At 32.5% G+C, this 25,729-nt stretch carries 25 protein-coding genes; 6 read left to right on the top strand and 19 right to left on the bottom strand.

Annotated elements, in window-relative coordinates; all coding sequences use genetic code 11:
- The first annotated feature begins 163 nt into the window (after window positions 1-163).
- From FGU46_RS10640 to FGU46_RS10630, 3 genes are all read left to right on the top strand, one after another.
- Window positions 164-1,855, top strand: a complete 1,692-nt coding sequence (locus FGU46_RS10640) for a SulP family inorganic anion transporter (RefSeq protein ID WP_286475073.1) — start codon at window positions 164-166, stop codon at window positions 1,853-1,855.
- Window positions 1,856-2,113: 258 nt separating this feature from the next.
- Complete coding sequence (locus FGU46_RS10635) at window positions 2,114-2,272, top strand: hypothetical protein (protein WP_286475070.1); 159 nt, start codon at window positions 2,114-2,116, stop codon at window positions 2,270-2,272.
- Window positions 2,273-2,572: 300 nt separating this feature from the next.
- On the top strand, window positions 2,573-2,902 hold the full coding sequence (locus FGU46_RS10630) for a zinc ribbon domain-containing protein (protein ID WP_286475068.1): 330 nt from the start codon (window positions 2,573-2,575) through the stop codon (window positions 2,900-2,902).
- 632 nt (window positions 2,903-3,534) lie between these two features.
- Here FGU46_RS10630 and FGU46_RS10625 read toward each other — a convergent pair.
- Window positions 3,535-4,584: a hypothetical protein gene (locus FGU46_RS10625; protein WP_286475066.1), complete on the bottom strand. Its 1,050-nt coding sequence runs from the start codon at window positions 4,582-4,584 to the stop codon at window positions 3,535-3,537.
- A 137-nt stretch (window positions 4,585-4,721) separates the two neighbouring features.
- Here FGU46_RS10625 and FGU46_RS10620 point away from each other — a divergent pair, with 137 nt between their 5' ends.
- Window positions 4,722-4,952, top strand: coding sequence for a hypothetical protein (locus FGU46_RS10620; RefSeq protein WP_286475064.1), 231 nt, complete (start codon window positions 4,722-4,724; stop codon window positions 4,950-4,952).
- 119 nt (window positions 4,953-5,071) lie between these two features.
- Here the strand turns inward: FGU46_RS10620 and FGU46_RS10615 are convergent, their stop codons facing one another.
- The 10 genes from FGU46_RS10615 to FGU46_RS10570 all read right to left on the bottom strand — a co-directional run bounded on the left by FGU46_RS10615 (window position 5,072) and on the right by FGU46_RS10570 (window position 15,606).
- Complete coding sequence (locus FGU46_RS10615; protein WP_286475063.1) at window positions 5,072-5,629, bottom strand: Nmad2 family putative nucleotide modification protein; 558 nt, start codon at window positions 5,627-5,629, stop codon at window positions 5,072-5,074.
- Between the two features lie 128 nt (window positions 5,630-5,757).
- Window positions 5,758-6,240, bottom strand: coding sequence for a hypothetical protein (locus tag FGU46_RS10610; protein WP_286475061.1), 483 nt, complete (start codon window positions 6,238-6,240; stop codon window positions 5,758-5,760).
- A 187-nt stretch (window positions 6,241-6,427) separates the two neighbouring features.
- Window positions 6,428-7,660: a cobalamin-dependent protein gene (locus FGU46_RS10605; RefSeq protein WP_286475058.1), complete on the bottom strand. Its 1,233-nt coding sequence runs from the start codon at window positions 7,658-7,660 to the stop codon at window positions 6,428-6,430.
- Window positions 7,605-8,048, bottom strand: a complete 444-nt coding sequence (locus FGU46_RS10600) for a hypothetical protein (RefSeq protein WP_286475055.1) — start codon at window positions 8,046-8,048, stop codon at window positions 7,605-7,607. The genes FGU46_RS10605 and FGU46_RS10600 overlap by 56 nt, the downstream gene beginning before the upstream one ends.
- Complete coding sequence (locus tag FGU46_RS10595; RefSeq protein WP_286475050.1) at window positions 8,041-10,032, bottom strand: AAA family ATPase; 1,992 nt, start codon at window positions 10,030-10,032, stop codon at window positions 8,041-8,043. The genes FGU46_RS10600 and FGU46_RS10595 overlap by 8 nt, the downstream gene beginning before the upstream one ends.
- Window positions 10,029-10,217, bottom strand: a complete 189-nt coding sequence (locus tag FGU46_RS10590; protein ID WP_286475047.1) for a hypothetical protein — start codon at window positions 10,215-10,217, stop codon at window positions 10,029-10,031. The genes FGU46_RS10595 and FGU46_RS10590 overlap by 4 nt, the downstream gene beginning before the upstream one ends.
- Before the next feature lies 1 nt (window position 10,218).
- Entirely contained in the window at window positions 10,219-12,303 is a 2,085-nt protein-coding gene (locus FGU46_RS10585) for a DEAD/DEAH box helicase family protein (protein WP_286475044.1), read from the bottom strand.
- A gap of 291 nt (window positions 12,304-12,594) precedes the next feature.
- Window positions 12,595-13,050 carry a hypothetical protein gene (locus FGU46_RS10580; protein ID WP_286475041.1) on the bottom strand — a complete coding sequence of 152 codons (456 nt, stop codon included), beginning with the start codon at window positions 13,048-13,050 and terminating at the stop codon, window positions 12,595-12,597.
- A complete protein-coding gene (locus FGU46_RS10575) occupies window positions 13,047-15,314 on the bottom strand; it encodes a bifunctional DNA primase/polymerase (RefSeq protein WP_286475038.1) in 2,268 nt (755 codons plus the stop codon). Before FGU46_RS10575 ends, FGU46_RS10580 begins: the two co-directional genes overlap by 4 nt.
- Before the next feature lie 151 nt (window positions 15,315-15,465).
- Complete coding sequence (locus FGU46_RS10570) at window positions 15,466-15,606, bottom strand: ribbon-helix-helix domain-containing protein (protein ID WP_286475035.1); 141 nt, start codon at window positions 15,604-15,606, stop codon at window positions 15,466-15,468.
- A 100-nt stretch (window positions 15,607-15,706) separates the two neighbouring features.
- Here FGU46_RS10570 and FGU46_RS10565 point away from each other — a divergent pair, with 100 nt between their 5' ends.
- Window positions 15,707-16,639, top strand: a complete 933-nt coding sequence (locus tag FGU46_RS10565; protein ID WP_286475034.1) for a hypothetical protein — start codon at window positions 15,707-15,709, stop codon at window positions 16,637-16,639.
- Here FGU46_RS10565 and FGU46_RS10560 read toward each other — a convergent pair.
- From FGU46_RS10560 to FGU46_RS10525, 8 genes are all read right to left on the bottom strand, one after another.
- Window positions 16,632-17,840, bottom strand: a complete 1,209-nt coding sequence (locus FGU46_RS10560; RefSeq protein WP_286475032.1) for a tyrosine-type recombinase/integrase — start codon at window positions 17,838-17,840, stop codon at window positions 16,632-16,634. The two genes, FGU46_RS10565 and FGU46_RS10560, sit on opposite strands and share 8 nt — an antisense overlap.
- Window positions 17,841-18,219: 379 nt before the next feature.
- Window positions 18,220-20,718 carry a DEAD/DEAH box helicase gene (locus tag FGU46_RS10555; protein WP_286475030.1) on the bottom strand — a complete coding sequence of 833 codons (2,499 nt, stop codon included), beginning with the start codon at window positions 20,716-20,718 and terminating at the stop codon, window positions 18,220-18,222.
- The gene (locus FGU46_RS10550; RefSeq protein ID WP_286475028.1) at window positions 20,718-21,434 is read right to left on the bottom strand and encodes a phospholipase D-like domain-containing protein; all 717 of its coding nucleotides are present in this window, start codon (window positions 21,432-21,434) and stop codon (window positions 20,718-20,720) included. The genes FGU46_RS10555 and FGU46_RS10550 overlap by 1 nt, the downstream gene beginning before the upstream one ends.
- 42 nt (window positions 21,435-21,476) lie before the next feature.
- A complete protein-coding gene (locus FGU46_RS10545) occupies window positions 21,477-22,412 on the bottom strand; it encodes a M48 family metallopeptidase (RefSeq protein ID WP_286475025.1) in 936 nt (311 codons plus the stop codon).
- Window positions 22,413-22,428: 16 nt separating this feature from the next.
- The gene (locus FGU46_RS10540; protein WP_286475022.1) at window positions 22,429-23,319 is read right to left on the bottom strand and encodes a zinc ribbon domain-containing protein; all 891 of its coding nucleotides are present in this window, start codon (window positions 23,317-23,319) and stop codon (window positions 22,429-22,431) included.
- Window positions 23,320-23,358: 39 nt separating this feature from the next.
- Window positions 23,359-23,625: a hypothetical protein gene (locus tag FGU46_RS10535; protein WP_286475020.1), complete on the bottom strand. Its 267-nt coding sequence runs from the start codon at window positions 23,623-23,625 to the stop codon at window positions 23,359-23,361.
- A 60-nt stretch (window positions 23,626-23,685) separates the two neighbouring features.
- Window positions 23,686-24,354 (bottom strand): zinc ribbon domain-containing protein, encoded by a 669-nt coding sequence (locus FGU46_RS10530; protein ID WP_286475018.1) that lies wholly within the window; start codon window positions 24,352-24,354, stop codon window positions 23,686-23,688.
- A gap of 40 nt (window positions 24,355-24,394) precedes the next feature.
- Complete coding sequence (locus tag FGU46_RS10525; RefSeq protein WP_286475016.1) at window positions 24,395-24,793, bottom strand: DUF2085 domain-containing protein; 399 nt, start codon at window positions 24,791-24,793, stop codon at window positions 24,395-24,397.
- A gap of 240 nt (window positions 24,794-25,033) precedes the next feature.
- Between FGU46_RS10525 and FGU46_RS10520 the strand changes: the two genes are divergently transcribed.
- Window positions 25,034-25,714: a zinc ribbon domain-containing protein gene (locus tag FGU46_RS10520; protein WP_286475011.1), complete on the top strand. Its 681-nt coding sequence runs from the start codon at window positions 25,034-25,036 to the stop codon at window positions 25,712-25,714.
- Window positions 25,715-25,729 lie beyond the last annotated feature (15 nt).

Raw genomic sequence — 25,729 nt, 5'->3', positions numbered from 1 at the left:
AACCTTAAATAAATATAAAAATTTATAAAAACGATTTGAGAATATAAGGTATGCTAAATGTAAATTAAAAATAAAGAGGAAATGTATTTAGAAAAATTAGAGCATGAATGGTTAGTAAACGATTCAAAATTCATTCTTATAATTTAGATATTCAGGTGAAACCTTGAATTTAAAGCAGAATATCACCTCCTTTTTACCAATACTTAAATGGGGAAAGAGTTATGATAAGGAGTGGTTGAAACCGGATATTCTGGCAGGAATAACTTTAGGAGCATTTACAATACCTGAAGCTATCGCATACGCATCCTTAGTAGGATTACCTCCAGAGACAGGTTTATATGCTGCTATGATGGGATTATGTGCTTATCTATTTTTTGGAACATCCCGCCAGCTTTCTATGGGACCAACATCCGATGTGGCTATATTGGTGGGAGTCACCCTGGGAGGATTGGCTCTGGCCAGTTTCACAGAATATGCAGCACTTGCTGCCATCACTGCTATTTTAACGGGAATTTTTGCCTTAGCTGCCCGGATTTTAAGAATGGGATTTTTGGTTAAACTCATTTCTAAACCAGTTTTAAAAGGTTTTCTGGCAGGAGTTGGTTTTTATATAGCTGTAAGTCAGTTGCCTAAATTATTTGGAATACACGGAGCTAATGGGGGTTTTTTTGAACGCATATGGTTTATTATTGCTAATTTTGACCAGTTTAACCTACCTTCATTTATAATTGGTATGGGCGGAATAATCTTCCTTTTGATAGTGCGTAAAAAATTTCATAAAGTCCCGGGTGCACTTATTTTGATCATAGCATCCATTATATTGATGTCAGTTACTAATCTCGCTGATTTAGGAGTAACAGTTTTAGGTGAAATATCTACTCAATTACCCACTTTTGGCGTACCCGATATTGCTACCGATATCTCAACTGTCGTTCCTCTGGCCTTTGCCTGTTTCTTAATAACTTATGTGGAAGGCATGGGCCTGGCCCGGATGTTCTCTGTGAAACATAAATATCCCATTGATCCTGATCAGGAACTGGTAGCTCTGGGAGCATCCAATATAGCTGCAGGAATGAGTCAGGGATTTCCCATTGGAGCTAGCATGTCCCGAAGCCTAGAAAATGATGAAAGTGGCGCTAAAACTCCTCTTTCAGGGGGATTTAGTGCATTTATCATAGCTATTGTTATTCTTTTTCTGTCAGGATTGCTTTTCAATCTCCCCCAGACTATTCTGGCATCCATTGTATTGGTGGCAGTAATAGGTCTGGTTGATTATTCAGATCTAATTAAAACTTATAGGTTAAGTAAAAGAGAATTTGCAATTGCCATTACCACATTTGGTAGTGTATTGGTCTTTGGAATCCTTGAAGGGATCTTAATAGGTGTTATAATTTCATTTATAGATTTAATTGAACGAATTTATAACCCTAAGATTGCTGTTTTAGGCCGCATAACTAATTCAAATAAGTTTGGCGATATAGAACGACACCCTGAAAATAAGCAAATACCCGGTATTCTAGTGGTGAGAGTGGATGGATATCAGATATTTGCCAGTGCAGAGAACATTAAAGAATCCATTATCAGCCTGACTAAGACGCAGAAAACACCGGTGAAACTGTTAATACTGGACTTTAAATCTTCGCCTATAATAGATGTCACTGGAGCGGAAATGTTAAAAGAACTTTGTGAAGAGATGATTGTTGAGAAAACTACTGTTAAATTAGCCCATGTTTCGGGACAGGTCAGAGATTTCCTGCGCTCTGCGGGTCTAGAAAAATACTTCGGAACTTTGGAAGCTGATACCCATATCCATGATTTCATCAATGAATTTGATAAGGAATTTGAAAAACTCTAAGATCCGAACCATAGTTACCTTCACTTAACCCGTTTGAAATCAATCCCGAAGAATATAGAGGCACCATTTTTGGTAGTCTATCTTTATTTACTGCCGATGAGTTACCTTGGTAATAATTTCACTTATTCTGAACATGAATGGGTGTAGGTGGGCCAAAGTATATGTGTTAGTGAAAATAAAAGAATTTATAGGTATTTGCTTGCGAAAATCTTGTAATGTTTATTAAAAATTAAAAATGTAACTGGAGGTGAAATAAATATGGTTGAAACACAACAAGCAACTGGTGGATCCATGGTGGGAGTTGGTTTAATTTTATTAATTCTTTTCCTGCTATTCCCAGTGTTCACATGGTATTTAATGTGGTTCGCAATCCTCTTTATGCTTATTGGCGGTATTGTTAGTTTATTCGTTAAATAATTTTAGTTATTTGACTTAAATTAAAAAAACACTATTTTTACTTTTTTTGATTTATTGTAGATAAATACAATTTTCTAATTCTCTGATATGAGGTATTTTGTAAAATATATTACTCAGTAATTTATACAATTTATTAGGATGTGGTCCCTCACTTCTCGTAAAAATAATCAATAGGTCAAAAGGGGCCACCTCCATCCCATCCCATGCTCTTCAAAATTTTTTCTATGATGATTTCCCGAGTGAAGAAATTAGAAAATTTTTTTGATAGTGAATGCTAAAATAGTATAGATAGGTGAGATTGTGGTTTATTGTAAAGAATGCGGAACTGAAAATCCTGATAATGCCGAATTTTGTCAGGAGTGTGGAAATGAGCTTGTTCCTGAAAATGAAGACAATGTTATGGGAACAAAAAGTACCGGACTAATTATATTTGGATATATCTTCGCGGTTCTAGGTTTGATTTCAGGATCTATACTTTCTCTGGTTGGTCTTGTAATTGGTTTCACTCTTCTTAGAAGAGGTGGTCCTGATAGGGGTCATGGAATAATAATTACAGTAATCTCAGCATTTGTCATACTTATCTGGATAGCAATTGCAATTTTATATGTGTATTACGCTTATTTAACCTAATAGATATAATAGCAATATTCAGATTAATAGACTAAAAAATTCTTACATTTTATATTAAAGTCGAACTTATGATTAAAGTAACAGTCCTAGACAGTGTACTATTGAAACATTCTGATCATGGTATAAACACACGATTTTTGTAAGATATGAAAATGTAGTCATAAGCTTACCTGTAAATATAAAACCATAATATTTATTAATTTTTACGTAAGAGTAAACAACAGACCATAAGATATTATTAATATTTATTGAATTTAATCTATATATATAAAATAAAATGTCTACTATTCAATAATAAGCATATTAATATAATTACACACTATTTTTTAACTTATTTATGTTAACTATGAACATGTCAGAGGCTTGAAAATTCTGGCGAAAATTAACTTCCGAAATGGATTTACTTCATAAGAATTTTTCCCAATATTTGGATCAAATTTTAAAAATTGCAAAAAGTGCCTAAAATGATCAGCACATATAGGGCGGACGATCTAAATACAAGAGTTTAATCAATTTTAAAAATTGTATGGTGCCCATCGATTAACCCTAATCTAACTTACTTCGTAATATATTGATATAACGAAGTAAAAAATCTATCTTCAAGAAACATACTTAGATATATTCAACGAAGTCTATTTTTCCCATAAAAGTGAAATTATTACCAATGATAATAAAGTTAATATGAGAACGAAGGAAATTAAAATATTTGTCAAATTTATTTTTGATAAGAGAACTACAAGAATTGTCCCTATTATTAACCATGTGAAGAGTATCGAAAAGTTTACAAAGTTTACAAATGGTATTTCATAATTTTCTTTATGTAATGATATTATCAGAAATGAAAAAGAAAATAATGCGATTAAAATACCTAAATCAGGAGTGGTAAAAGATTGGACATAAAGTCCCGTAATAAGATCTATTTTAAATTCAAATATTGATTTATATAGTTCAACCAATGAAAAAATGACTAAAACTAATCCAAATGCAGGAAGTCCCCAATATTTTTTATCATGAGAAACATGATAAGACCCTTTAAATAACATTTCAACAGTATTTGGAGTTTCTAAAATAATTTCTCTATAATCCTCTTCGTTAATTGCAAAGGTATAAACATTTTTTCCATTTTTTCTAACGATATCTGGATCTTCAATTCTTAATTTTTCCCATTTTTCTCTTAAGTTAGATGAGTATATCCTGTAGAAATCTAAATGAAAGTTTTTACCTTTATCTGACATTCTCATTCCAAGAGGTACTGTAATCGAAAATTCAGGTCGTATTGGCCAATTAATTTTAAAATATCCGATGTATCCATTAAATTTAAATTTGAAATTAGGGTTTGATTCTCCATATTTAATTTCTAATCTAACATGTTTTTGTAAATTAAAAGGACCATTTATAGGAATTTGGGTTGGCCAGTCATCTAAATTACCTAAATTTACATAAAGTTTTTCTTCTTGATTAATAAATGCTAAATACCGATTTAAATTTCTTCCTTTGACTTGAAGCCCGAATATATCTCCCTCATTTCTTTCATGTTCCTGTTTATCTTCATCTATATTTGTATAAAAGTCGATACCCAAATAATATTTATCAGTATAGATATCCATGACTTGTCTGACAATTTGACAATTTGATGGTTTTAATTGGTCTTCGATATGATGCCAGACTTGTTCAATCTTCAAAAAAATCCTCCAATCAATTTTATAAAATGAAATTATAAATAATTATGTAATAAATATATATTTACAAAATAAGAAAATCGATAAGATTATATAATCAATTATAATTAATTATAATACAGCTTAAGCAGGAGGATAAAATGAAATTATCATCAAAATCAATCCCTATAGGGAGAAAAGTTCATTCTATAAAAGTACTCCGTGCTGATCATAAAACTAGTGATGAATATACTGAAGATCTAGTTAACCAGGGTAATTACGTTGTTGTACATCGAAGAGGAGAAGATGTTAAAGTATTAACTCCAAAAGGAAAGCAAAAAATTTCTTTAATTAGTTTACAGAATATTTCTCCTAAAAAAGCTATTGAATAATTATTATTTGATTATTTAAAGGGCACTAATAAGGCATTTATTCATAACTTTTAATTTATGTTCTAATGTTCTATTTTTTTTGATTTAATTATAATATCAAAAATTTTAATAAAATTGGCTTATTCAAAGCCACATATCTTGCTTTTCACTTCTAATTCGTAAGGGTTACTCATTTTACCTGGATTATATTTTTCTTTTAACCATACTAAGAAATCAGTGATTAAATCTTCTGAGAAGTTGGATTTATGTCCCGGGCCTATCTTAATAACTTCCTTAAATCGTTCAGGAATTTCTATAGCTTTTTCACCGAAATAATAGAAATAATCTGAAATTAAAACATATTCACCACTAAGGTCATGATCAATGTCCTGTTCATGATGATATTGGTTCGGTTTCTGGAACCATTCGCCTTTATTTTTAAAATAAATGTTATCTATTCGATTTTTGAATCTAATATCATTATAATAACTATCAAAATCCATCTTCTCAGTAATTTTCATGGCATAAATTAACTTATTATTCCCTACAGTACTTTTAGATCCAGTCCCTATAACCCAATCACCTATAGAAGCAACTCTGCGAATTTTTGGTTTACAACAAGCCAATGTACAAAAATCATCGTTGGGATTTGGAGCAAAACCTGTATCCGAAATCATCACATACGAATATAATTTCATTAAATCTCCTTTATAATTCAATAGACAAGGTTATAGATCTAGATTTTATTACGGTTTGTTGAAATTTTATTTTCACTTTGTTGGAGAAATTTTACTTTGTCCCAATGTCTGATAATGGAATTCTTACTTTATGGAAGTTTAAGAGTAGATTGATCTTTATTTTCAATTTTTTGTTCGATTTCTCCGTTTAAAATATCTACTTTTATGTCTCTATTCTTGCAAATCCATTCTAAGGCAGGATCACCTTTAAAGCATAAAATCACGTCTTTTATTTCATTTACGTTATATTCGCATTGAAACATATCATGACCTGCTATTATTTGGCCAATTACAAGTCTGTTTAGTTTTTGTTTGGCTTCTATTAATTCGACTGTCTTCCCTTTGGTTATATTATAAAAATCTTTATATCGGTAATTTTTAGATGATAAAATATCGTTATCACTATTTTCAATTCGAATTGCATCAATTCGTCTAACCCCAGAACCTTGTGGCCAATTTCCATATCCACTCTGTGATCCAATGGTAACTTCTAAAAAGAATAAACCTCCCTTCTTTTTCCAATATTCGTATATAAGTTTATCTTCATGAGTTCTTGGAACCCAATCTACCATTATTCCACCTCAATTTTAAGATTCAATAATTATTGATATCTATACTTTTCAATTTATCCTTAACACGCAATCGATCTTTAAGTGAGATATATTTATAAAATGACCAGAGGGCACATTTTGTACACTGTACAAATTTAATTAATTTGACATTACATCAATTGTTAAATAGATTTCTAAAAACTTTTTCCTATTTGATATGTACTGAGTTGGGGTTCCAAGCATCCATTATGAAGTCTTTTGCTTCGGAATATTCCATATTTTTATATTTTGTTGCTTCTTCCTTTGAAATCCTTTTTCTTTCAATGTCAGCGGAATAATATAGAATGTCTTGCCTAACGCAGATGTTTTGTTTTCTGATATTGCTTCTAAATTTTCTTATTAGTTTATCAGTCCATCCAGGATGAATATAATAATCTTTACTTGATTGAGGTTTTTTTGTATAAGGATTATAATTATCAAAATTTCTATCTAAAGGACGATATCTACAGTCACTTATTTGGACATTCCACTCCCAACATTGAATTCTCTTTGCTTCCATATCCTCAAAGCTGATATCGTGATTGTAAAGCATAAAAACAGAGATGTATTTGGTTTGATAACCTGAATCTACTAGAATATCTATTTGTTTCTTTATATCTTCTCGATCTGATAATGGTCCATCCCATGCGATTTTAGGATTAATAAAGTTGGATTTCTTTAATAGTTGTCCTAATTTTGGATTTTTAAGTAAAATTCGGCCATCGAAACCACTTTGAGACTCACTATTTAATATTATCCGCTTTTTCTTAAGTTCGACTAACTCTTCTAGTATATTTTCAATATAAGGATTTGCAAGTAAGTTATTATCGTAAAAAACGAGTTTTCTTTTTATAATTTCATTTTTTATCGATTTTTTATATGTAAAATTTGGTTCTATCTCATTAACTCCACAGCAAGCGCATTTTCTTATACATCCTCTTGATGCATGGATGATCTGATAATCAACATCTACCAGAGAATAATCCGGAGAAAAATTCTCTGCTTCTTCACAAACACCCTGAAATACTTCATCACATCCTGTAAATTCTTTACAATCTTCTGGAAGGAGAGATGCATATATCCCTCCAACAATAATTTTGGTGTTAGGAAAAGAATTTCTACAGAAGTTAACTGCCTCTCTAACATATTGGGCCCAATAGGTAAATAATGAAGTTATAAGGATTAAATCGGGATCAAAGTCAAATTGATCAATCTGACTTTGAAATTCAGAATTCAATCTACTCAGTTTAACATCACTTCCTTCACTTTTTAGATATGAAGCTATCTTAAGTAATCCAATTGGCAAAAAATCTTTATGATTTTTGCTTTTTCTTGGAATAGGGAAGCTAGGCTCTATTAATAATATTTTCTGATGTTGCTGAGCCCAATCTTTCTTTTTCAAAATAATCCACCAATTCTTTTTCTAAAAATTTAATAAACTTAGGGTCGGGACAATAAGCCATTTTTTCAAGTATGGGTAAACCGGCGTTTGCATATTCTTCAGCAATTTTAATTACTTTATCTTCATCAATCAAAACTTCTAAAGATTGTTCTTTGTATACTGCGATTGCATCTACAATAGATCTTTGTTCTTTGGACAAATTGTAGTCATTAATAAATTGATCGTGGCTATCTAATTCTTTTCCTTCTTTTGCAAAAAAAAGTCCTAAGGTCATTGAAAGCATAAATAAGTCCGGGTTATGCATATCTTTCAGTGGACTTTTTTTGGCTTTCCTTAGATTTTCATAAATTTTTCGATCGGATCTGTTTATTGTAAACCTTTTAGGCATAAGGAACCACCTTGGAAATCCCACCTTCTTCCAGTTCTTCGTATTTAATTTTATATTCTTTACCAACTCTTGGAAGGAGTTTTTTTCTGAATTCTCGAGAATATTCTGTCCCTGTTACTAATAAAGTAACTTGTTTACCTTCTAGGTAAAAAGGAAGATTTTCTGCTATATTTAATTTAGGAGCATCATCTAAACGACCCAAAGGAGTGTCGATTATTATGGGTAGTTCAAAGCCTGATACACTATTTAAAGCAGCCATAAAAGAAAGAGCTAACATTTGACCTTCACCTGCTGATAAGTCAATCATAGCATCCTTGCCGGATTGATGTTCTACTGAGACTTTATATTTACTGTCTATTCTGACTTTGTCATAGGTTTTTTCTTTCCACATGATCTTAGAGAATTGTTCTGAAGTTCTTTTTTCAATATCTTCGCGAATTTTATCAACCAAAGTTATTTGGATTTTATCAGCTGTCTTTAATGCTTTTTTAGAAAAATCTAAGATTAAAGACAATTCTGATTTTTCATCAAGTTCACTGAGAGCTTTTGCTAATTCTTTTTCATCTTTTTCGATGTTAGAATTAATTTTTTCAATTTCCGATTTTAAAACAGCTTTACGACCAATAGCTCTGTCTTTGGATCCTATGTTGTCTTGCAAGTCTTCTTCTAGATCTTTAATTTCGTCTTCATCGAAGTTTTTAAACATCAAACTTATTTCCTTTATTTTTTTGTCTTTTTCATTCCTATTTTTAATTAAATCACGAATATTGTGGCTCAAATTTTTTTGTTTATTTCTAAAATTTTTATAACTTTCTATAATTTCATCTAAACGAATTTTTTCTTCGTTTATGAACTCATCAATGTCTGTTAGCGGGCTAGTTTCGTCACAAACCCTCTTAAGCGTCTTTAAACAAGAATCATTTTCGTTTAGATTAGTTCCACATATACATTTTTTATTTTCTATTAGGACCTTTAAGAATCTTTTTTTATAATCTGCGGGTATGAATCCCTCATCCTCACTATTTTTTGCCAACTCCATGGTTTTTTTAATCGCTCGGTAATTAAGAATTTTTGGACACATCTCTATTAAATAGTCAAGCCTACTTTGCTTAACTTCTTCAATTTTCAAGTCTAATTCCTTTACTTCATGAATTAATCTGTCCCTTTCTCTTTGTAAAGACTTTACCTTATCAGAATCAGCTATTCTCAATTGTTTTTCAACTCTGATAATGTTCTGTTTAGCTAATTTTATTTCTTCTTCTGTCTCTCTGAGAAATTGTTTTTTTGTTTTCAGTTTTTGTTCATTTTCTCTTATTCTAAACTGTATTAGTCCTGTTTCTGGGTTAAGATCTTCAAATTGTTGTGAAATATCATTTTTTCGTTCATTGAGGTGTCTAGTCAGTCTTTTAAAAAGATCTATCTGTGCAATTTTAAAAACTGCTTCTTTAATCTTCTTACCGGTTTCGATGTCAAAATAATCATCCAATCTTTCGCCATCAAAGAAAAAATACTCTTCAATTTCTTGGGGAATTGTTCTATCAATATATGAAATTGGATTTTCTTCTGTTACATAATCCCGGCCTACTTTTATCATTATTTTAAATTCTTCACCATCTAAACGTGATGCTGAAATTACTCCATCCTTATCACATAGGAATTTTTTCTCCCTTCTTATAATAATTGGAGATCCTTCCTTAACAAATTCCATTTCAACTTTAACAGAAAAAGATTGTTTGGGAGAGACTTCTTTCTCTTTAATAATATGATAAAGACCTAAACCTGCACTTGTTGTATTCTGACCAACAGATCTTCGATGTAATTCAGAACCATATAAACACCATGTAATAGCATTCATTATGTTAGTTTTCCCAGCCCCATTTGTCCCCTGTATAATTGTAAAGTTTTTTTCAGGGTCAGTAGAAAAAATAATTTCGTCATTTAAATATTGTCTAAAATTTTCTATTCTTAGAGCTTTTAAAATCATTTATTCCACCACAATTGTGCAAATTTCTTAATCTGGTCGTTGTAGTACTCTGTGTAGCGAGGAGACCTTTGTTCAGAGTGTTCATGCTCAAAATCTAACAAATTCATTAAAAAATCTTTAATAATACTATTTTCTTCAAGTTCATCTATAGTATCTACTATTTTAGGATTAATCTCTTTCTTCATTTTAAAAACCCCTATTAAGATAATTTTGCAATTTAGATAAGCATTCCGCTTCGTTCATGGCAGTACGTGCAAATTCTTTATAACGTCGAATTTCTTTTCTCCTTATTTGTTTCTCAATCTTTGAAAGATTTTTATCGTCAATCTTAGGAAAAATGACGAAATCATGAATAAGAGCTAATTCTTTATTCTTAGATCTTCTAAGAACTCTCCCTCTTCTTTGGATATATTCTCGTGGATTTGAAGAACTCGACATTATAATTGCTGTCTTTGCAGAAGGAACATCAACTCCCTCATCAAGACACCGCATTGCTACCAAAACCTTATAAATTCCGTCTTCAAATTCGTTTAATATGTGTTCTCTTTCTGATAATCCATTATATTTTTCTTCCTTTTTTGTCCCCTCTTCCATAGTAAACTTCGTATAAGGTTTGATATCCATTTTATCTAGAATATCTCTAACTGGATCCAATTGCTTCGGAGAACAATAAATTAGAGTATGATCCACTATTCTAATTGAATTTAAGACTTCTTTAAGCGTTTTACACTTATTAACAGCGTTATTTATGATATTCTGTCGTTTGAAAAGCAGATTATTTAGTTTATCAGTTTTTTCATTTTCATTTTTTAAGATGTAATAAGCTCTAGCAAGTTTTTTAGTTAGATTCTCATAATCCGCGATTTCTTCCGGTGTTAATTCTACAAAACAAGGTTTATATTTATATGGTGTAAGAAAAAAATCGCCAGTATCCGGATTTATAGTATTTAGGGCATCTTCTATAGAAAATTCATAAACAGTGCCTTTAAAATAATCTTCAATCAGTTCAGTACCCTCTTCATCAAAATACCGCGTTGGTGTAGCACTTAACCCTAAACGATATTCATAGTTGTCAAGTAAACCAATTCTTCTTTTTTGGGACCCTATCCCATGAACTTCATCCACGATTAATAAATAATCCAAATGTGTATCGTTAATTACGTCAATAAAATTTTCTGAAGAAAGTGTATCATGTGTAGTGATTATTACTCCTTTATCTAAACTTTCATTTTGTATATCATAAACAAAATCCTTAAGATCACTCTTCCATTTATTGTTTATACTTCCAGAAGCAATAACAAATTCATATTTATTGTTAAAATCATCTAATTCTTGGGCCCATTGATTAACTAAATGGGCATAAGGACATGAAATAATTCCGATAATATGATTTTTTTGTTTAAAAAGTTTTTCTAGACATCCTAAAGCTGTTAATGTTTTTCCTGTCCCTGTGGCCATTGCAAAGATGCCTTTCATGTTGTTTTTGACCCAGAAATCAATTGCATTTTTTTGATGATCGTAAAGTGCTTTTCTTTTTTTAGTCCTCTTGTTCTTATCTCCGATGTTAAGGTCTTCAAATCTAACAGGCGCAATCTTTATGAGTTCTCTCTCAACTGCCTCAGGTATATCAAAAACTTGTACCATTCCAGGTATTCCATCCCAGTATCGATTAAAAGTCTTTAAATCATTATCGAAATATTCCTTTTCAGCTAGATTCCAGTTTCTAAAAATTTTGAATTCTTCAAAGTTTCGAGTCCAACCGTATTCAGTTTCATTAATAGACCCGCTGAAAGATAACATATTCCCTTCTGAATCAATAAGGACTCCTAATTTTAAATGGAACATTCCATAACTCTCGTCTAATGGTATGCCATCTTCATCCAGATTGATAGCTATCTTGATTTTTAATCTATTGTTTGCTATCATCCATCCCAATGCCGCAACATGATCCTTAACAATCCCTTCTTCTATATTTTCTAATTCTGAAAGTGCTAATTCTTCAATTATATCTTTAGGATTTTTATAAGCGTTTTTAATAGATTCCACATCTTCTTTATTTAACTTGGCACTGCAAACTAATTCCATATGTCCATCATTTTTTATAAAATTAGAAATACCTTTGGCCGCTACAGCTAAGGAACTTGAAGAAAAAAAACCAGCTAATCTTTTGTATTTTATAGAATTAGATAATGAGGGGATATAAAAATCCTTCAGGATATCATCAATACCGGAATCATAATTTTTTTTTAAATATATGTCCTGTAATCCCATTTTCACCACAATATCCATATGGAAAATAATTGAATCTCACTCGCGGTGATCTACTTGCCCCCAATATTGCTCGTCGTTGATAATAGTAATAATAAATTTTGGTATATAAATATATCGAAATATTGTTAGTGTTATATTTATTATATAAAATACTAATAAAAATTATAATAGTATATAAATAATGTTGAATAATTTCTTCGAAATTGAAGATTGATTTTAACGATTGTAATCCTCTAAGAAAAAGTCTCTCGTGAAAAATCAATTTCGGTTAAAAAATAGTAAAGATATGGTTTATTTTTTTATGAGAGCATTTTCCATTTCTCGTAACATTTCATCGAAAGATTCTTGAAACTTAAGCTCAGACCTTATTGCTTGCATTTCACCATGTGTTCTAAAATTAGAATTATTAAAGTCTATCCTCAGTCTATCTAATTCATGAGATGTTTTTATAATCAATTCCACAAGTTTACCGGTTTTAACATCACTTAGATCGCGTTTTTTTATTTCATTATTAAGTTTTCGAAGAATTTCACCATATTGTTTAATCAAATGTTGTTTAGTTAGAAAATATTTTTCTTGAAGTGCTTCTAACTCGAAAGACCTTAAATTAGCAATCTCTAAATCGAATTCATTAGCCCATTCAATTAGGGTAGGTTTACTGACTTTAATTTTTTTTGATATTTTATCAAAACTTAATCCTTTAGCTCTAAGTTCTATAAATTCATTTTTTACATGAAATTCTTTCATAATTTATTCTCCTCATCAGTTAATTCATATGTGATACCTCTCTGGTCTGCCCTTATTCTGGCCCGATCTAAATCTAAATGCACTTGAATCGGTTTCTTATTTTCTTTTTTAGTAATGATTTGTAATTTTCTGAGATCTGAGCTTGCTCTTTGCCATGTATACCAATCGTACTCTTCTAGGGCTTTCATTTTATCCACTAGGTCTTTGTATGTGGTTTTTTTTATTTGGTTTACTAAGATGATTTTTAATAGTAGTTCTTCAGTATCTTTGAGATCTTGTTTCCTTTTTAGGCGATAATCTATGGCATATTTCGTCATAGTATTGAATAGGTTATACGAATCATTTTTTCCGTCAATTACCTTGGCGATAGCTAAGATTGGAATAAATTTATTATATTCACGTCCAATTAATCCAGGAATGTCACCCATATCCTCATAGGCTCTGATTATTTTATCTTGGAAATCTAATGCTGCTTCCATGCATTCTTCTTGTATATTTTCAAAAAATGGGTCTTTGTACATTTTAGAAGAATTAAACCTTTTGTTGGTGTCGGATGTCTCAACCATTTCAATTACTATTCCTTTTTCCTCAAGAACATCATTAATCTCTCTCGTACCTATAGCAACAGAGGAAGCAACTTTATATTGTTCTAATTCATGAGTCTCTTTATTTACAATGTCTATTGTAGAATTAAGAAACCATGCATTTTCTAAATACTGATTCATGATTTGTAATTTATTTTTTGACTTAATTATCTCTTCATAATGATCAATAGGAAAAAAACCTTTACTACTTGCTGCTTTTCTAAATAAAGATGCCTCAGTAGATTTTCCTGAAACATATCCAGATCCATTAAAACACAAATTACTTAGTAGAGTTAAGGCAGTTGACTTACCTACATCTCTTAGACCAAAAAAAGTTATATATGGATACCATACAAAAATTGGACGCATATATGTTCCTAAAATCCATAACGTTAGAAAAATATAGTCCCCTTCATTATCTAATTCTAAGTATTTTTCTTTCATTAAATCATGTATTTTCTGAAATAGTGTAAAAATCGAATTATTCTCGGATTTAATATTTGATTGCTTTTTATGCAATAAATTACGTATTCCTCTTTGAGTTTTTTCATTTAATGGATGAACATACCCTTCACAGATTAGTAGATCTTCGTGGAGGTCTTCGTTTATTGCATTAGACTTTTTTATAGCCCTTAGGATTCTTTTACGGCTTACACCAAAGATTCCGTTGACTTCATTATTGAATACTGAAAGAAAGATTAATCCTTCCTCAGGTGTAATACAGCATCCATGTGAAAGTGTATTGGCAGGTTTACTGGTTTTTTTTAGAAAATCGTCGATAGAATCAACTAGGGTTTTTTCAGACTTTGATGATTTTTTATAATAAGGTGCGGGTACTTTATATTTTTTTTGTAAGTATTTTAATGCATATTTTACTCTTGATTCTTTTTTTATGGTTAATATGAAATCAATGACGTCTCCGCCTTCGTCTGTACTGTGAGAATACCATGTGTTAGTTCTTTTAAAAATTATGAAACTTGGATTTTTAGTTTTCTGTTTTGACAATGGATTCATTAATCTAATGGTGTTTCCCCTACCCTTGTTAGGATTTGGTTCATACCAATTAGGGTAATGATCTATAACAATTTTTTCTAATGATACTCGTTTATGAAGTTCTTTTTTAAATTGTTTGATATCTTTAGGTCGCGAGATTTTTTGTTGTATGAGTTGTTTTGGAAATTTGGATTTAATGTAAACCTCTGCATTATCTACTGTTAGGATTGGTTTATCCTTAATTACTAAATATGGAATATCATAGTATGATGACGGTGGAATTAGACAGTAACTGCCTTCCCCCAAAATTTCAAATGGGAGATTTTTAAATGGTTTACTTTTCTTTACAGGTTTTTTACTGAAGTAATAGATGTGGTATCCGCCACTTGGTGTTTTAACCATGAATGTGTTATCGCTTTTAAAATATTCAAAAAACAATGGTTCATCTAGATCAGCAATAGTTAGAAATAATCCCTTTTTAAGTGGGTCACCACATATAACTGCATTATTACCTTTATGACGGTTTAACTTCTTATGGGGGTATTTCTTTTGTTTATAGAGACCCCATTTATAACCTGGAATTTTTGGTGAGTTTCTATCTTTGATGGGAATAATATTGTGGTCACGTAACTGTTTTGGAAATTTTTCAAGAATATCATCATCATTGGGTCTGTAATGATTATGCATTTGTACCTCTGGGAAATTTACAGTAGTTGTTTTTGATGGATTTATTTGTAAATTAATTAAGTTTCATTTATTATCGTCATTATTATTGTCTTTAGCCCATTTGATGAGTTCTTGTAGTGTTTTTATCCATTTATCCACTTTATTATCCATTCTAACCACACTCTTCTGATAAAAGTCTTTTTACAGCTTCCTGAACGAAGGAGCTTATACTAGCATTTTTACCTTCTTTGACTTTCTTCTCAATTTTAAGCAAATCTTCTACATCTATGGAAATCGATTTTGAAACTAACATTTTAATTCACCAGATAACATATTGTTGTCCCAAAAAAATAAATATTATAGTTGATATATGGGACAGATGTAAGTCTTTAATAATAAACGGATGAATCCATATGCCAAAAACATCACAATGGGGATTAATTATCAAAAAAACCTTAAAAAATAAGTCACTTAATTATATTACACTTATAGACGAGGTAAAAAAAGTCTATGAGGAAGATTACGGAGATATAGGAACCCGACCCGATAAGAAATTTGACGAATCATTAATTAAGCTATTAAAAAAGGATGAAATAGAAATATTTGATTATGATATCAATGTCCATAAAAACCCTAATAGAATACAAGCTTTCATAACAGATGGTATTAAATTTAGGTTGTCAGGTGTAAAAGCAAATGAAATTAGAAGGTTAATAAAAATAGTGGATGATACAGATAAAGAAAAACAAAATAAAGCCTTCAAAAAATTAAGAAGAATATTTTTAAAGAAATATGAAGAATATTTAGATCATATCCAACGAGATTGGAATTATTTATTAACACAAGTAACAATTGAAGAATTTAGCGATGATTTAATAATAAGCGAGATTGTAGAATCAGAGATTGATAAGGAAATGCCCAACTACGTTGCCGATCCTGATTTTGTGGAAGATATAGTTAAAAAATACAAAAAAAACAATTTCAAGATTCCTGAAGATCTCCGAATGAAATATAGTGAATATGAACTATGGACATTGAAAAATTATTCAAAAAAGGTTCCAAAGAAAGAAAATATAACCAAAGAAAAATTTTTAGAAAATATGGGATTTATAAAACCAAATTATCTTAATACCTATCAAATATATGACTCGTTCGAGAAAACCTTAACTTACGTAAAGCAGAACAAAAATAAATCATTTATTGAAGGAAAATTTATCCTCGCATTAAGTTCTTTTGAAGATTCAGATAAATGGTTTAAAGAACTAATCACAGAAGTAAATAGTTGCCTAAATCTTTCTAAACCATCATTATATCAAAAAATTTTTGGATATGAATTAATTAAATGATATCCTCTTCTTTTGGTAATTTATTTTCCAAAATTTTTTTCACATCAGGATCTTGCATAAACTTTGCAAAGTCCCCCAAACTAGCTAATTTAATTTTCACTTGGTTCAACTCGGATTTTAGGTCAATATTTTCTTCTTTAAGTTCACGATATCCTTCAGTTTCCACATCTTTTACTTTGGCCTCGTCCAAGGATAAGAAGGGTAACGCATCCTGATACATATTTTTCAAATCTTCAGGGTTGGCTTGCCAGTAAGTTCTGTCCTGTTCGCTTATTTTATGTCCTGCCATAAAATCAGCAATTATTTTGTTTCCTTTCTTATTTATTAGTGTGGATATGAAGTATTTACGTAAAGCATGACTTCTCCATGAACTATAGGAACCTTTTTCACGTTTGAAACCTGCAAGTTGACCTATTCGTCTGAAGTTTGTGACTACGCTATCTCTGGACATTTGTCCACCATTTTTACCAACGAAGATATGATCTTGATTATTTTTGATTCTTATTTTTTCATTTCTACCGAAGCATCGTTCTTTGAGATAATGAATAATTTCCCGGGAGGCCTCTGGTGGTATGAATGTAATGTAACGGTATTTTACTTTTCTTCGGGTTATATGGAGAATTAGTATTTCCTTTACGATATCGTCTTCGAATTTAAATAAATCATATACATCATCTAATGGTCTTTCTATGGCAGTACTTGCGGCATCTATATATTTTTGTATGGTTAGGTCTCTGGCTTCTTGTTGTCCCATTCCTGAAAGTGCCATTAGGTATATCATGGCTCTTTCCCTGGATGATGCTGCATTTGCTAGCTTTCGGATGTCTTCTCGTCGTAGTGGTTTGCCTATGTTTTTTTCTAAGCCAATATCTCCACTGTCAAATGCAATGTCTGGTAGAGGGACATCGAATGATTTATAAAATGATCTTATTGCAGAAAAGTATAACTTGATGGTTTTGGTAGCTTTGCCACTTTCCATGAGGTGTTTTTTGTATTGTAAAAGGTAGCCGAATACTTTGGTTTTAATGGGTCTAAGGCCTGCATCTGCTTCTTCATCAGCTTCCTGATATAATTCATATGGTGTTTTACCGATTATAGTTGAATATTCTTTTAATGAGATTAAATATGTTGCTTGTGTTCCAGATGAGATGTTGCGTCTTAGAAACCAATTTTCGATGATTTTTTCATCTTCTCTGTCCATATATTATATTATGTAAACACGGATTTATAAATATATGCGAACTTGTGGTCAAAGATACCTGCATCTAACGAAGTGATAAATTAATTTAGATTATTTCTGTTATCCGAAAATTTATGATAGTTCAAATTCTCCTGAAGGGATAAAGACTTCTCTTCATATTCTTTTTTAAACCAGGCGCCACTGTTAGTTTAGATATTCCTATAATCAGATTTGATGGCTTACAATTCATATTTTAGTAGTTGGTTTAAGGATACGCTGTATATTCATCATTTCAACTATCTCCTTTCTCTTAGAGGGTCCAGGAGTTGTTTTACTATTTGATTCCTACAGGTTAAACATCGCTACTATGATGTAGTACTGTGTGGTCAGAGTCTTCTATTTATAACTCTATTCCTAATTCTGCACATTCTATCCGGTTTTCTTCCCCTATCAATGAGATTATCTTCCTGATCTTGGGACTTCGTTTTAATGTTTCGAAATTGCCAATGATTATGAGTTTCTTACGAGCCCGGGTGATAGCCACATTTAGCTGAGTTGATTTTTCGACAAACCTTAGTGCATAAGGATTACCGGGCCCTATACGGCTTTTACAGAAACTAAAAAGTATCACATCTTTTTCCCGTCCCTGGAACCGGTAAACTGTATCCACCTCAATTTCAGGATTATCAAGGAGTTTTGTGATATGATCTTTGTGTTTTTTGTAAGGTGTGATCACCCCTATTTCTTGTGGTTTAACCTCATTTTTTAAAAGGAGAGAAGTTAAATCATAAACCAGATTGGCTTCTTTGGCGTTTTGACATCCACTGCCGACCCCATCTTCGAAGGCCGAGCTACCCGTATCTAGGAAGGTTACGGGGCTATTAAAATTTAGAATTTCTTCATCACAATCAATGTCTTGGTCTGCGATGGTGGGATGGGTTTTTAACCGACCTTTATAAAACATTCGGCTAGAAATATCAGCTATTTTTTGGTTCATCCGGTACTGGGTATCTAGGAAAGTATTATGGTTTGGGTATATGCTGATCAGGCGATTAAATATTGATAGATTCATCTCTCGGGATAGTTTTGATTCTTCGATGGGTTGTAGTTGATTGTCATCCCCGACTAGTATGAATTTTTTGGATTTGAGAAGGGGTAGGAGTGAGATGTAACTGGCTACTTGGCTAGCTTCATCCATGAGGGTGGTGTCAAATTGATAGTTGTCCAGAACTGGGTGGGCTGCCGAAATTGTGGTAGCCATTACCACCGATGCCCTGGAAAGCAGTTCATTATCTATTTCTTTAATGAGTTTCCTTTTCTCATTTAACCTTAATTCCATGGTGTTTTGGATGTTTTTAATATCCTTTTTTAGATCATCCTTGCTTTTGATCTCGTTATCCATCTGGTTATTAACCGAATATATTTCTGCCTTTATTAGCTCTCTTTCCTGTTTTAACACCTTAAGATAGGAACGGTAGGCATTTGAAACCAGATCAATCCGATTATTTTCAAGTTCAACTAGAATTTCTAATTTCTTAAGGGACAGGTACTGGTCAAAGATCTCTAAAATCTCAAATTCAGTTTCAAGTGCATCATCAAGGGGAATATGATCATCACTTCCGTATATCTGATAATATTCTGCTTCTAGCTTGTCCTTTAAATTCCAGTAGTCATTGTATACATCCGTTAATTTATTTTGAAAAGAAGTTTTAGCATCCAGTTCCTGGGTGAACCTTTGATAACCTTCCCGATTTAGAGGAGAAATAGCTCGCCTTAAAAAGCTGCCTCGCTTCATCTTTTTTAATTCAGAATCCAAATTATAGTATTCATCAGGGTCTGGTAGATTGCTTTCGATTTTACTAAATTCTTCAATCTTTTTAGCGAGCTCTAAATAAAGTTCGGATTTTTGTTCCAGATCAAATTTTTTATTATCAATTTCTGCCAGTTCAGCGACCATTAGTCCAGGATCAAGTTCATCTAAAAGTTTTTGATATTCCTCTTGTTTTTTTAAAAGTTTTTGAGAATTTTTTTCTAATTCATCTTTTTTTTGGCTTAGTTCTTTGATTTTTTGCTTTAAATAGTTGATCTCAGGATATATCTGATTTATTTCACTTTTACTTCTCTTTATAACTTCATCAATCACCCGCACATCATTATAATAGGGATGATTTTTTCTCTTCTCAATGAGGGTGTATCGTTTCACAACGGGACTGGTTCCATCTGGGGAACCCACTTTAATGATTTCACTTTCATCCACACCGATGATCCTTTGTAATATATTGTCCACGGCGACGTTAGTCCAGGCAGTTATTAACACTTTTTGGCCATGATTAACCAAATGCTGAATTAATTCTTGTATAACATATGTTTTACCAGTCCCCGGAGGACCTATAATAAGATAAAAATCATCAGCACCCACAGAACAAGAAATAGCCTCTTGTTGACTTTCATTAAGATTTTTAGAAATAAACTCCACTGCACTATGTCTATTAACTGGCTGGATCTTACCCAGGATGATATCTAATAACTTCTGGTTATCTTCAGATATGGAATCAGATTCTATAAGTTTCACAGCAGACTCCAGGCGTTCTAGAATGATATTCATCATACTAGTATCAATGGTAACCTCCTGCCCTTCTCTAAAATGAGAAATATCATTAAGATCTACTTGAATAGATTTTCCGGATTGCTTAGAAACAACACCCCGTTCTCTGTTTACTAAAATAATCGAACCAGGATAAAAATTAAAGTCTACATCCAAAGCGATTTCAAGGTTCTTTTTATCTATATCTATCCCTTGGATTTCACCATCAATGAGCTTGGCTGGTTCCTTCTTAGCCTCTATGAATTCATTTATTTCATGGACCAGTTGTTGATAATCAGAAGGAAAATCACTCATTATCTACTCATCTCCTGGACCATGTCCTCAGATAAAGGCAGGCTTTCCTCCCACACTCCATTGAAAAATTTCAGGGCATTCTGGACATGCTCTTTGTTCTTTATGATAACTCCGGCCTCATAGTTAACAGAAAGACCCCTCTTAGTAAGGTTAGCTGAAGAAATAATGGCAGTTTCTTCATCGATGAAGATCATCTTGGCATGAAGATCATTATTGTAACGTATCTCTGCCCCCAACCTCCTTAAAACTCTAATTTTGTCTAGATCGGTAATACCTGATTCAATATCTTCTTTTCGGAAATTAATAACCACCTTGAGTTTTACGCCTCTTTTGAACTGAGCAAACTCTTCTAACAAGTAAGTAATCCAGGGTGAGCAGACTAAAACCTCATTTTTGGCTTCAGATAAATTATCTCTAATTTCGGCTATCACTGAACGTGTAGAATGGGGAGTGGTGACTATAACTCCGCACTGTTTTTTCAAGTCTTCATTTGCCTGTTCTAAGATCCTATTATCCGCCTTTAATCTTTTTACTTCATCTAAAAGATTGTGATATTCTATGATTTCACTGCTTAAGTCTTCTATTATACTTTTAAGTTCTTTATTATCTTCTTTTAACTTCTTATTCTCTTCAAGTAATAGATCCTCATATTCCTTAGATTTTCTGTATTTCCTGATAGTTTCAATTAACTCCAGTTTATCCTCAGGAATTTCCATGTCATCCTACTCCATACATCGTAAAGAGAACCCATTTTTAGTTTACCTTTTCCAGACTTTGGATCCGCACACTCCACAGAAGGTTTCGTTACCCTTAAGTTTATGGCCACATTTTTGACAAGATATCTCCAGTTCTTCTAAATTGTCTTTACCATGTAACTCTAAGAGTTTTTCATAACGTTCTGATTCCACCCATTTTAAAAGTTCTGACGCCCTCATAACTGTCCAGGGGTGATCTTGAACACTAATCAGAATGGTCTTACCGATTTTATCCATTGCGTTATAATCAAAACTTTTAAAGTCACGGGCTTGCTGAATAAAGTCATCCTGGTTTATTTTTTCAAAGAAATTCTTGGGAACACCCGCCATTTTCATTAAAGCAGAATATGCTGCATCAGGATTTTGGCATGCTAAAAGTCCGGCTCGATCGGCTGTCAATTCGGACATCCTGTACCAGTAAAGTAAAGATAATTCTACTCCAGTAGAGACTAGGGAACCTATGCCCAGTGTAGCTGAACCAATAATATCCCCCAAAAATGGTAAAACAATAGCCATTTCGTGATACAACATATGTCCACTTTTTATATGACCAACTTCGTGGCCAATAAGATATAACAACTCGTCAGGAGATAATAAGTCTACTGCTCCAGAAGTAAGAACCACTAAAGGTTTTTCTGACCCAGTTGTAAATCCATTAATGCTATAATCCCATTGGATGTAGAGTTCTGGAAGGTGTTTAACATATAGATTAGCACAGGCTTCCTCTAACTTTTGATAAACATCTGGAAAATTGTTTTCATTAACCTTTAAATAGCTACCCGTGTACATTAACCTGAAATACCTTTCCACAGCATGTTTATTGAATTTTCTAGCTAATTTTTCCAAACCAGGGGTTCCCTCTAAAGTTTCCAACGCAGCGCGGTCAAATTCGTGTTCATATTCCTTAGGATTCAATAATAGTAATTTTTTTCTCTCCATTTTAACACCATTCCTATTAAGTCAGGTTTTTTTGATGTTTTAAATTTCCACCGCAGTCACATTCATCACTGTAATCGTCTGGATTCTCTCCGGGTTGTAATTCGTAATAGCCCCCACAAGAGTTACAAACCAAATATCCTGGCTTAGATATTGTTTTTTCCCTACGTTCTTTGAGTTTTTGACTAATTTCGTAACTTTGAGTGCCTTGGCCCTTTTTACTTGCTTGGTTTATGTTTTTATCCAACTCAACAGCGGTTTTATCCAAAAATCCACCTAATCCCTTCATTAATCCCTTACCGGATTTTACCACAGAATCTACAGTTTCATCTTTTGGAGGAATGGATTTACCATGCTTTTCCCGTAATTTTTTAAGTTCTCCACCTATATTGTTCTTAGATTTTTGTTTTACCTCAAGAGAAGTACCACATTCCGTACAGAATCGTAACCCAGGCTGTGTTTCAGCATAACACTTTGGACAGGTAGCATGATTTGCAGATGTCTGCCCAATTTTTTCTCCGCACTCTGTACAAAACCTAATCCCCGGTTCAACATCAGTAAAGCACTTAGGACATGTTGTAACTTGAACAGATGTAGAAATCTGCTCAATCTTCGTTCCACATTCAGTACAAAACCGTAAACCTGGTTCAACATCAGTAAAGCACTTAGGACATGTTGTAACTTGAACAGATGTGGACAACTGCTCAATTTTTAATCCACATTCTGGGCAAAAGTTCAGTCCTGCATCGATTTCTGCTTTACATTGGGGACATGATAAATTGTTTATGGCAGTCTGCATAGTAGAGACTTGTTCTATGGGTTTACCACATTCAGTGCAGAACTTAGTTTCTTCAGGAACAGTAGCATTGCAATTAGTACAGTTAATAGTCTGTTCTAGACCATTCTCCATAAAATCACCCCTTAATATTAAAAATAAAAATAAGAAAGTTTATTCGACTTGGTAAACTTTCTCTGTATCCTGGTCGTAGTAGTAGGTGTCTTCTCCATCTGAAATTGCCATATTTCCTTCTTCATCATACGCGTAGGCATTTCCATCTTTCGTGTAACCGCTGGTGACACCAGTTTCTCCATCATAGTTCTTAGTAGCAATGCTACTCTCGTCATCAACAGATGAATCATCACTGGTGCATCCGGAAACAGCTACTACAATCCCTATTAATAATAGAATCCCTACTATAGCACTAATTTTTTTCATTTTAACCACTTTCCCATATTTTACGTGAAAAACATAGTTCCTACCATAAATTATTACATTTTACATATTCTCTATTTCATTGGTTGCTTGCGTGATTTTTGAAGTAGCTGATTGAATATAACTTGTGGCTTGCTCAATATCATCTGCGTTAACATTTTCTACCCCTCTTATTTCGTAAGTAAGAGCCTGATCGATATCTCTATAAGCAGAAAGAGTAGTAGCGTGTACACTAGCAAATTTAGATGGTGGAGTAATGGATTCCATTTCTCGTATTACTTTTTTTACCGTTGCCTGATCGCTTTCAAGCATCGATATTATTGTGCTATCGGATAGTGTGGCATAATTTTCAGCTGTGTAGGTAATATCATCAAGCGTATCTTTAATGTCTTTAGACCAGAGTTGTGCTTTGTCTAAATATTCTGATTCACTCATTTCTGCAGAATCAGTGGGAGTAGTAGTAGTTGTAGTGGGAGTTGTTGTCGTGGTACTAGTATTACTATCAGGGGAAAGGATTGCACTAATTCCAAATATTATTATGATTCCTAAACAACAAACCCCAATTATACTCAAAGCTTTGACAAGATTAGTCTGTTCTCCCCACCAGCCCCCAGGTCCACTTCTTGAACTTTTTTTAGCAGCAGAAACATTTTTTAAATTAGTTCCACAGTTTTTGCAGAAATCAGAATCATCTGGATTTTCTGTTTTGCATTGTGTACAAACTTTTGTCATATTATTCCCTCCTTTAATCATACTTAAATTTATAAAAAAATCAACTTAAACTGATAAAAATCATCCATTTTATTGCCTTTAAAATAATAGCTAATCCAACACCTCCCATAAGTCCAGTGAAAAATCTTATAACATTATTACTTTCTCTTAACTCGTAAAATTGAGTTATACCATCTATAAAGGCTGGAATCATCATTAAAAATGCTAAAAATATAATAAAGGATGTATAATTAACATAAAAAAGGTACACATAAATAAAATATGAAAATCCAGCTATGTAAAACCCAGTACATCTGGAACAAACTGGGAAATATCTTCCGTTGATTTTAAAGGTTCTTTCCGGAATACGATGGCAGATTAACTGACTAAAGTGCCTCAAATTATTTAAGGTTAAAGTATCCCTTGGAAAACTTGAACATGATTTCTCTATTTCTCTCATCCTACTCGCTACCAATATTGCTCGTTGCTACTAATAATTACATATAGATTTGGTATATAAATATGACGATTTAATGTTCATGTCAAATTCAAATATGTAAAACATTAATAAAAGTAGAATGGTATATACGTAATATTGAAAGTTACATAAATTTGAGATTAAAAAATCAATGATAAGAGTTTATCGTAAATAATCATCTAATAAAGGGATTGAAGTTTAAATTAAAGGAGTCGTGTTATAGTGAAATGCACAAATTGTGGCCAGGAAAATGATGATGACGCTAAATTCTGTGAACACTGCGGATCCAGATTATCTAGTCCGACTGTAGACCAGAAGCCCCCCGTAAAACCAGTAAAGGAGGGTTGGAGTACTTCTTCTAAGGTTATAGTGATCGGACTGGTTATCTTGATAATAATTCTCGGTGTAACATTAGGGGTTCTTTTAAAATCCAATAACCCCACCACAACTAATACCACTCCCACCATAAGCATGAGTACCGGAATTCCCCTAGCAGAAGTACCAGCGCTTGCCCAAACCATAAACCAGAATGGGGTGGATTTCACGACGATTAACTTCGGTGGAGTAACCTTAGACCAGAATCAATGTCTGTATATCACGGCTCGGGCCATTGTGATGATAAACAACGGTGAAACCGGTAACATCCCCATCAATCAGTATGGAGATCCTGATGATCCCTATGGAACCATCACCTCGGCCACCATAGCTAAAAGTGACTATGTAAATATGGCTCAAAGAACCTACCAGTGGATGGATAATAATGGTGATGCACCCAACTATGGCGGGATTTACACCGCCGGACAACCTGATCTGTCTACTTACAACATGCTGAAATTGTATTCCAAAATTTTAACAGAATACAAGAACACTGGACAGCTACCGGCAGCGATTACAATACCATAAATACTCTAAGTTCCA

It is taken from the genome of Methanobacterium sp. CWC-01 (assembly GCF_030323845.1).
Lineage (GTDB): Archaea > Methanobacteriota > Methanobacteria > Methanobacteriales > Methanobacteriaceae > Methanobacterium > Methanobacterium aridiramus.
This window is presented reverse-complemented; position numbering and strand designations above follow the sequence as displayed.

Coding starts and splice junctions, on each gene's coding strand:
- FGU46_RS10635 (WP_286475070.1), top strand. CDS start 2,114: ATGGTTGAAACACAACAAGCAACTGGTGGATCCATGGTGGGAGTTGGT.
- FGU46_RS10620 (WP_286475064.1), top strand. CDS start 4,722: ATGAAATTATCATCAAAATCAATCCCTATAGGGAGAAAAGTTCATTCT.
- FGU46_RS10615 (WP_286475063.1), bottom strand. CDS start 5,629: ATGAAATTATATTCGTATGTGATGATTTCGGATACAGGTTTTGCTCCA.
- FGU46_RS10610 (WP_286475061.1), bottom strand. CDS start 6,240: ATGGTAGATTGGGTTCCAAGAACTCATGAAGATAAACTTATATACGAA.
- FGU46_RS10600 (WP_286475055.1), bottom strand. CDS start 8,048: ATGCCTAAAAGGTTTACAATAAACAGATCCGATCGAAAAATTTATGAA.
- FGU46_RS10595 (WP_286475050.1), bottom strand. CDS start 10,032: ATGATTTTAAAAGCTCTAAGAATAGAAAATTTTAGACAATATTTAAAT.
- FGU46_RS10590 (WP_286475047.1), bottom strand. CDS start 10,217: ATGAAGAAAGAGATTAATCCTAAAATAGTAGATACTATAGATGAACTT.
- FGU46_RS10585 (WP_286475044.1), bottom strand. CDS start 12,303: ATGGGATTACAGGACATATATTTAAAAAAAAATTATGATTCCGGTATT.
- FGU46_RS10580 (WP_286475041.1), bottom strand. CDS start 13,050: ATGAAAGAATTTCATGTAAAAAATGAATTTATAGAACTTAGAGCTAAA.
- FGU46_RS10575 (WP_286475038.1), bottom strand. CDS start 15,314: ATGCATAATCATTACAGACCCAATGATGATGATATTCTTGAAAAATTT.
- FGU46_RS10570 (WP_286475035.1), bottom strand. CDS start 15,606: ATGTTAGTTTCAAAATCGATTTCCATAGATGTAGAAGATTTGCTTAAA.
- FGU46_RS10565 (WP_286475034.1), top strand. CDS start 15,707: ATGCCAAAAACATCACAATGGGGATTAATTATCAAAAAAACCTTAAAA.
- FGU46_RS10560 (WP_286475032.1), bottom strand. CDS start 17,840: ATGGACAGAGAAGATGAAAAAATCATCGAAAATTGGTTTCTAAGACGC.
- FGU46_RS10555 (WP_286475030.1), bottom strand. CDS start 20,718: ATGAGTGATTTTCCTTCTGATTATCAACAACTGGTCCATGAAATAAAT.
- FGU46_RS10550 (WP_286475028.1), bottom strand. CDS start 21,434: ATGGAAATTCCTGAGGATAAACTGGAGTTAATTGAAACTATCAGGAAA.
- FGU46_RS10545 (WP_286475025.1), bottom strand. CDS start 22,412: ATGGAGAGAAAAAAATTACTATTATTGAATCCTAAGGAATATGAACAC.
- FGU46_RS10540 (WP_286475022.1), bottom strand. CDS start 23,319: ATGGAGAATGGTCTAGAACAGACTATTAACTGTACTAATTGCAATGCT.
- FGU46_RS10535 (WP_286475020.1), bottom strand. CDS start 23,625: ATGAAAAAAATTAGTGCTATAGTAGGGATTCTATTATTAATAGGGATT.
- FGU46_RS10530 (WP_286475018.1), bottom strand. CDS start 24,354: ATGACAAAAGTTTGTACACAATGCAAAACAGAAAATCCAGATGATTCT.
- FGU46_RS10525 (WP_286475016.1), bottom strand. CDS start 24,793: ATGAGAGAAATAGAGAAATCATGTTCAAGTTTTCCAAGGGATACTTTA.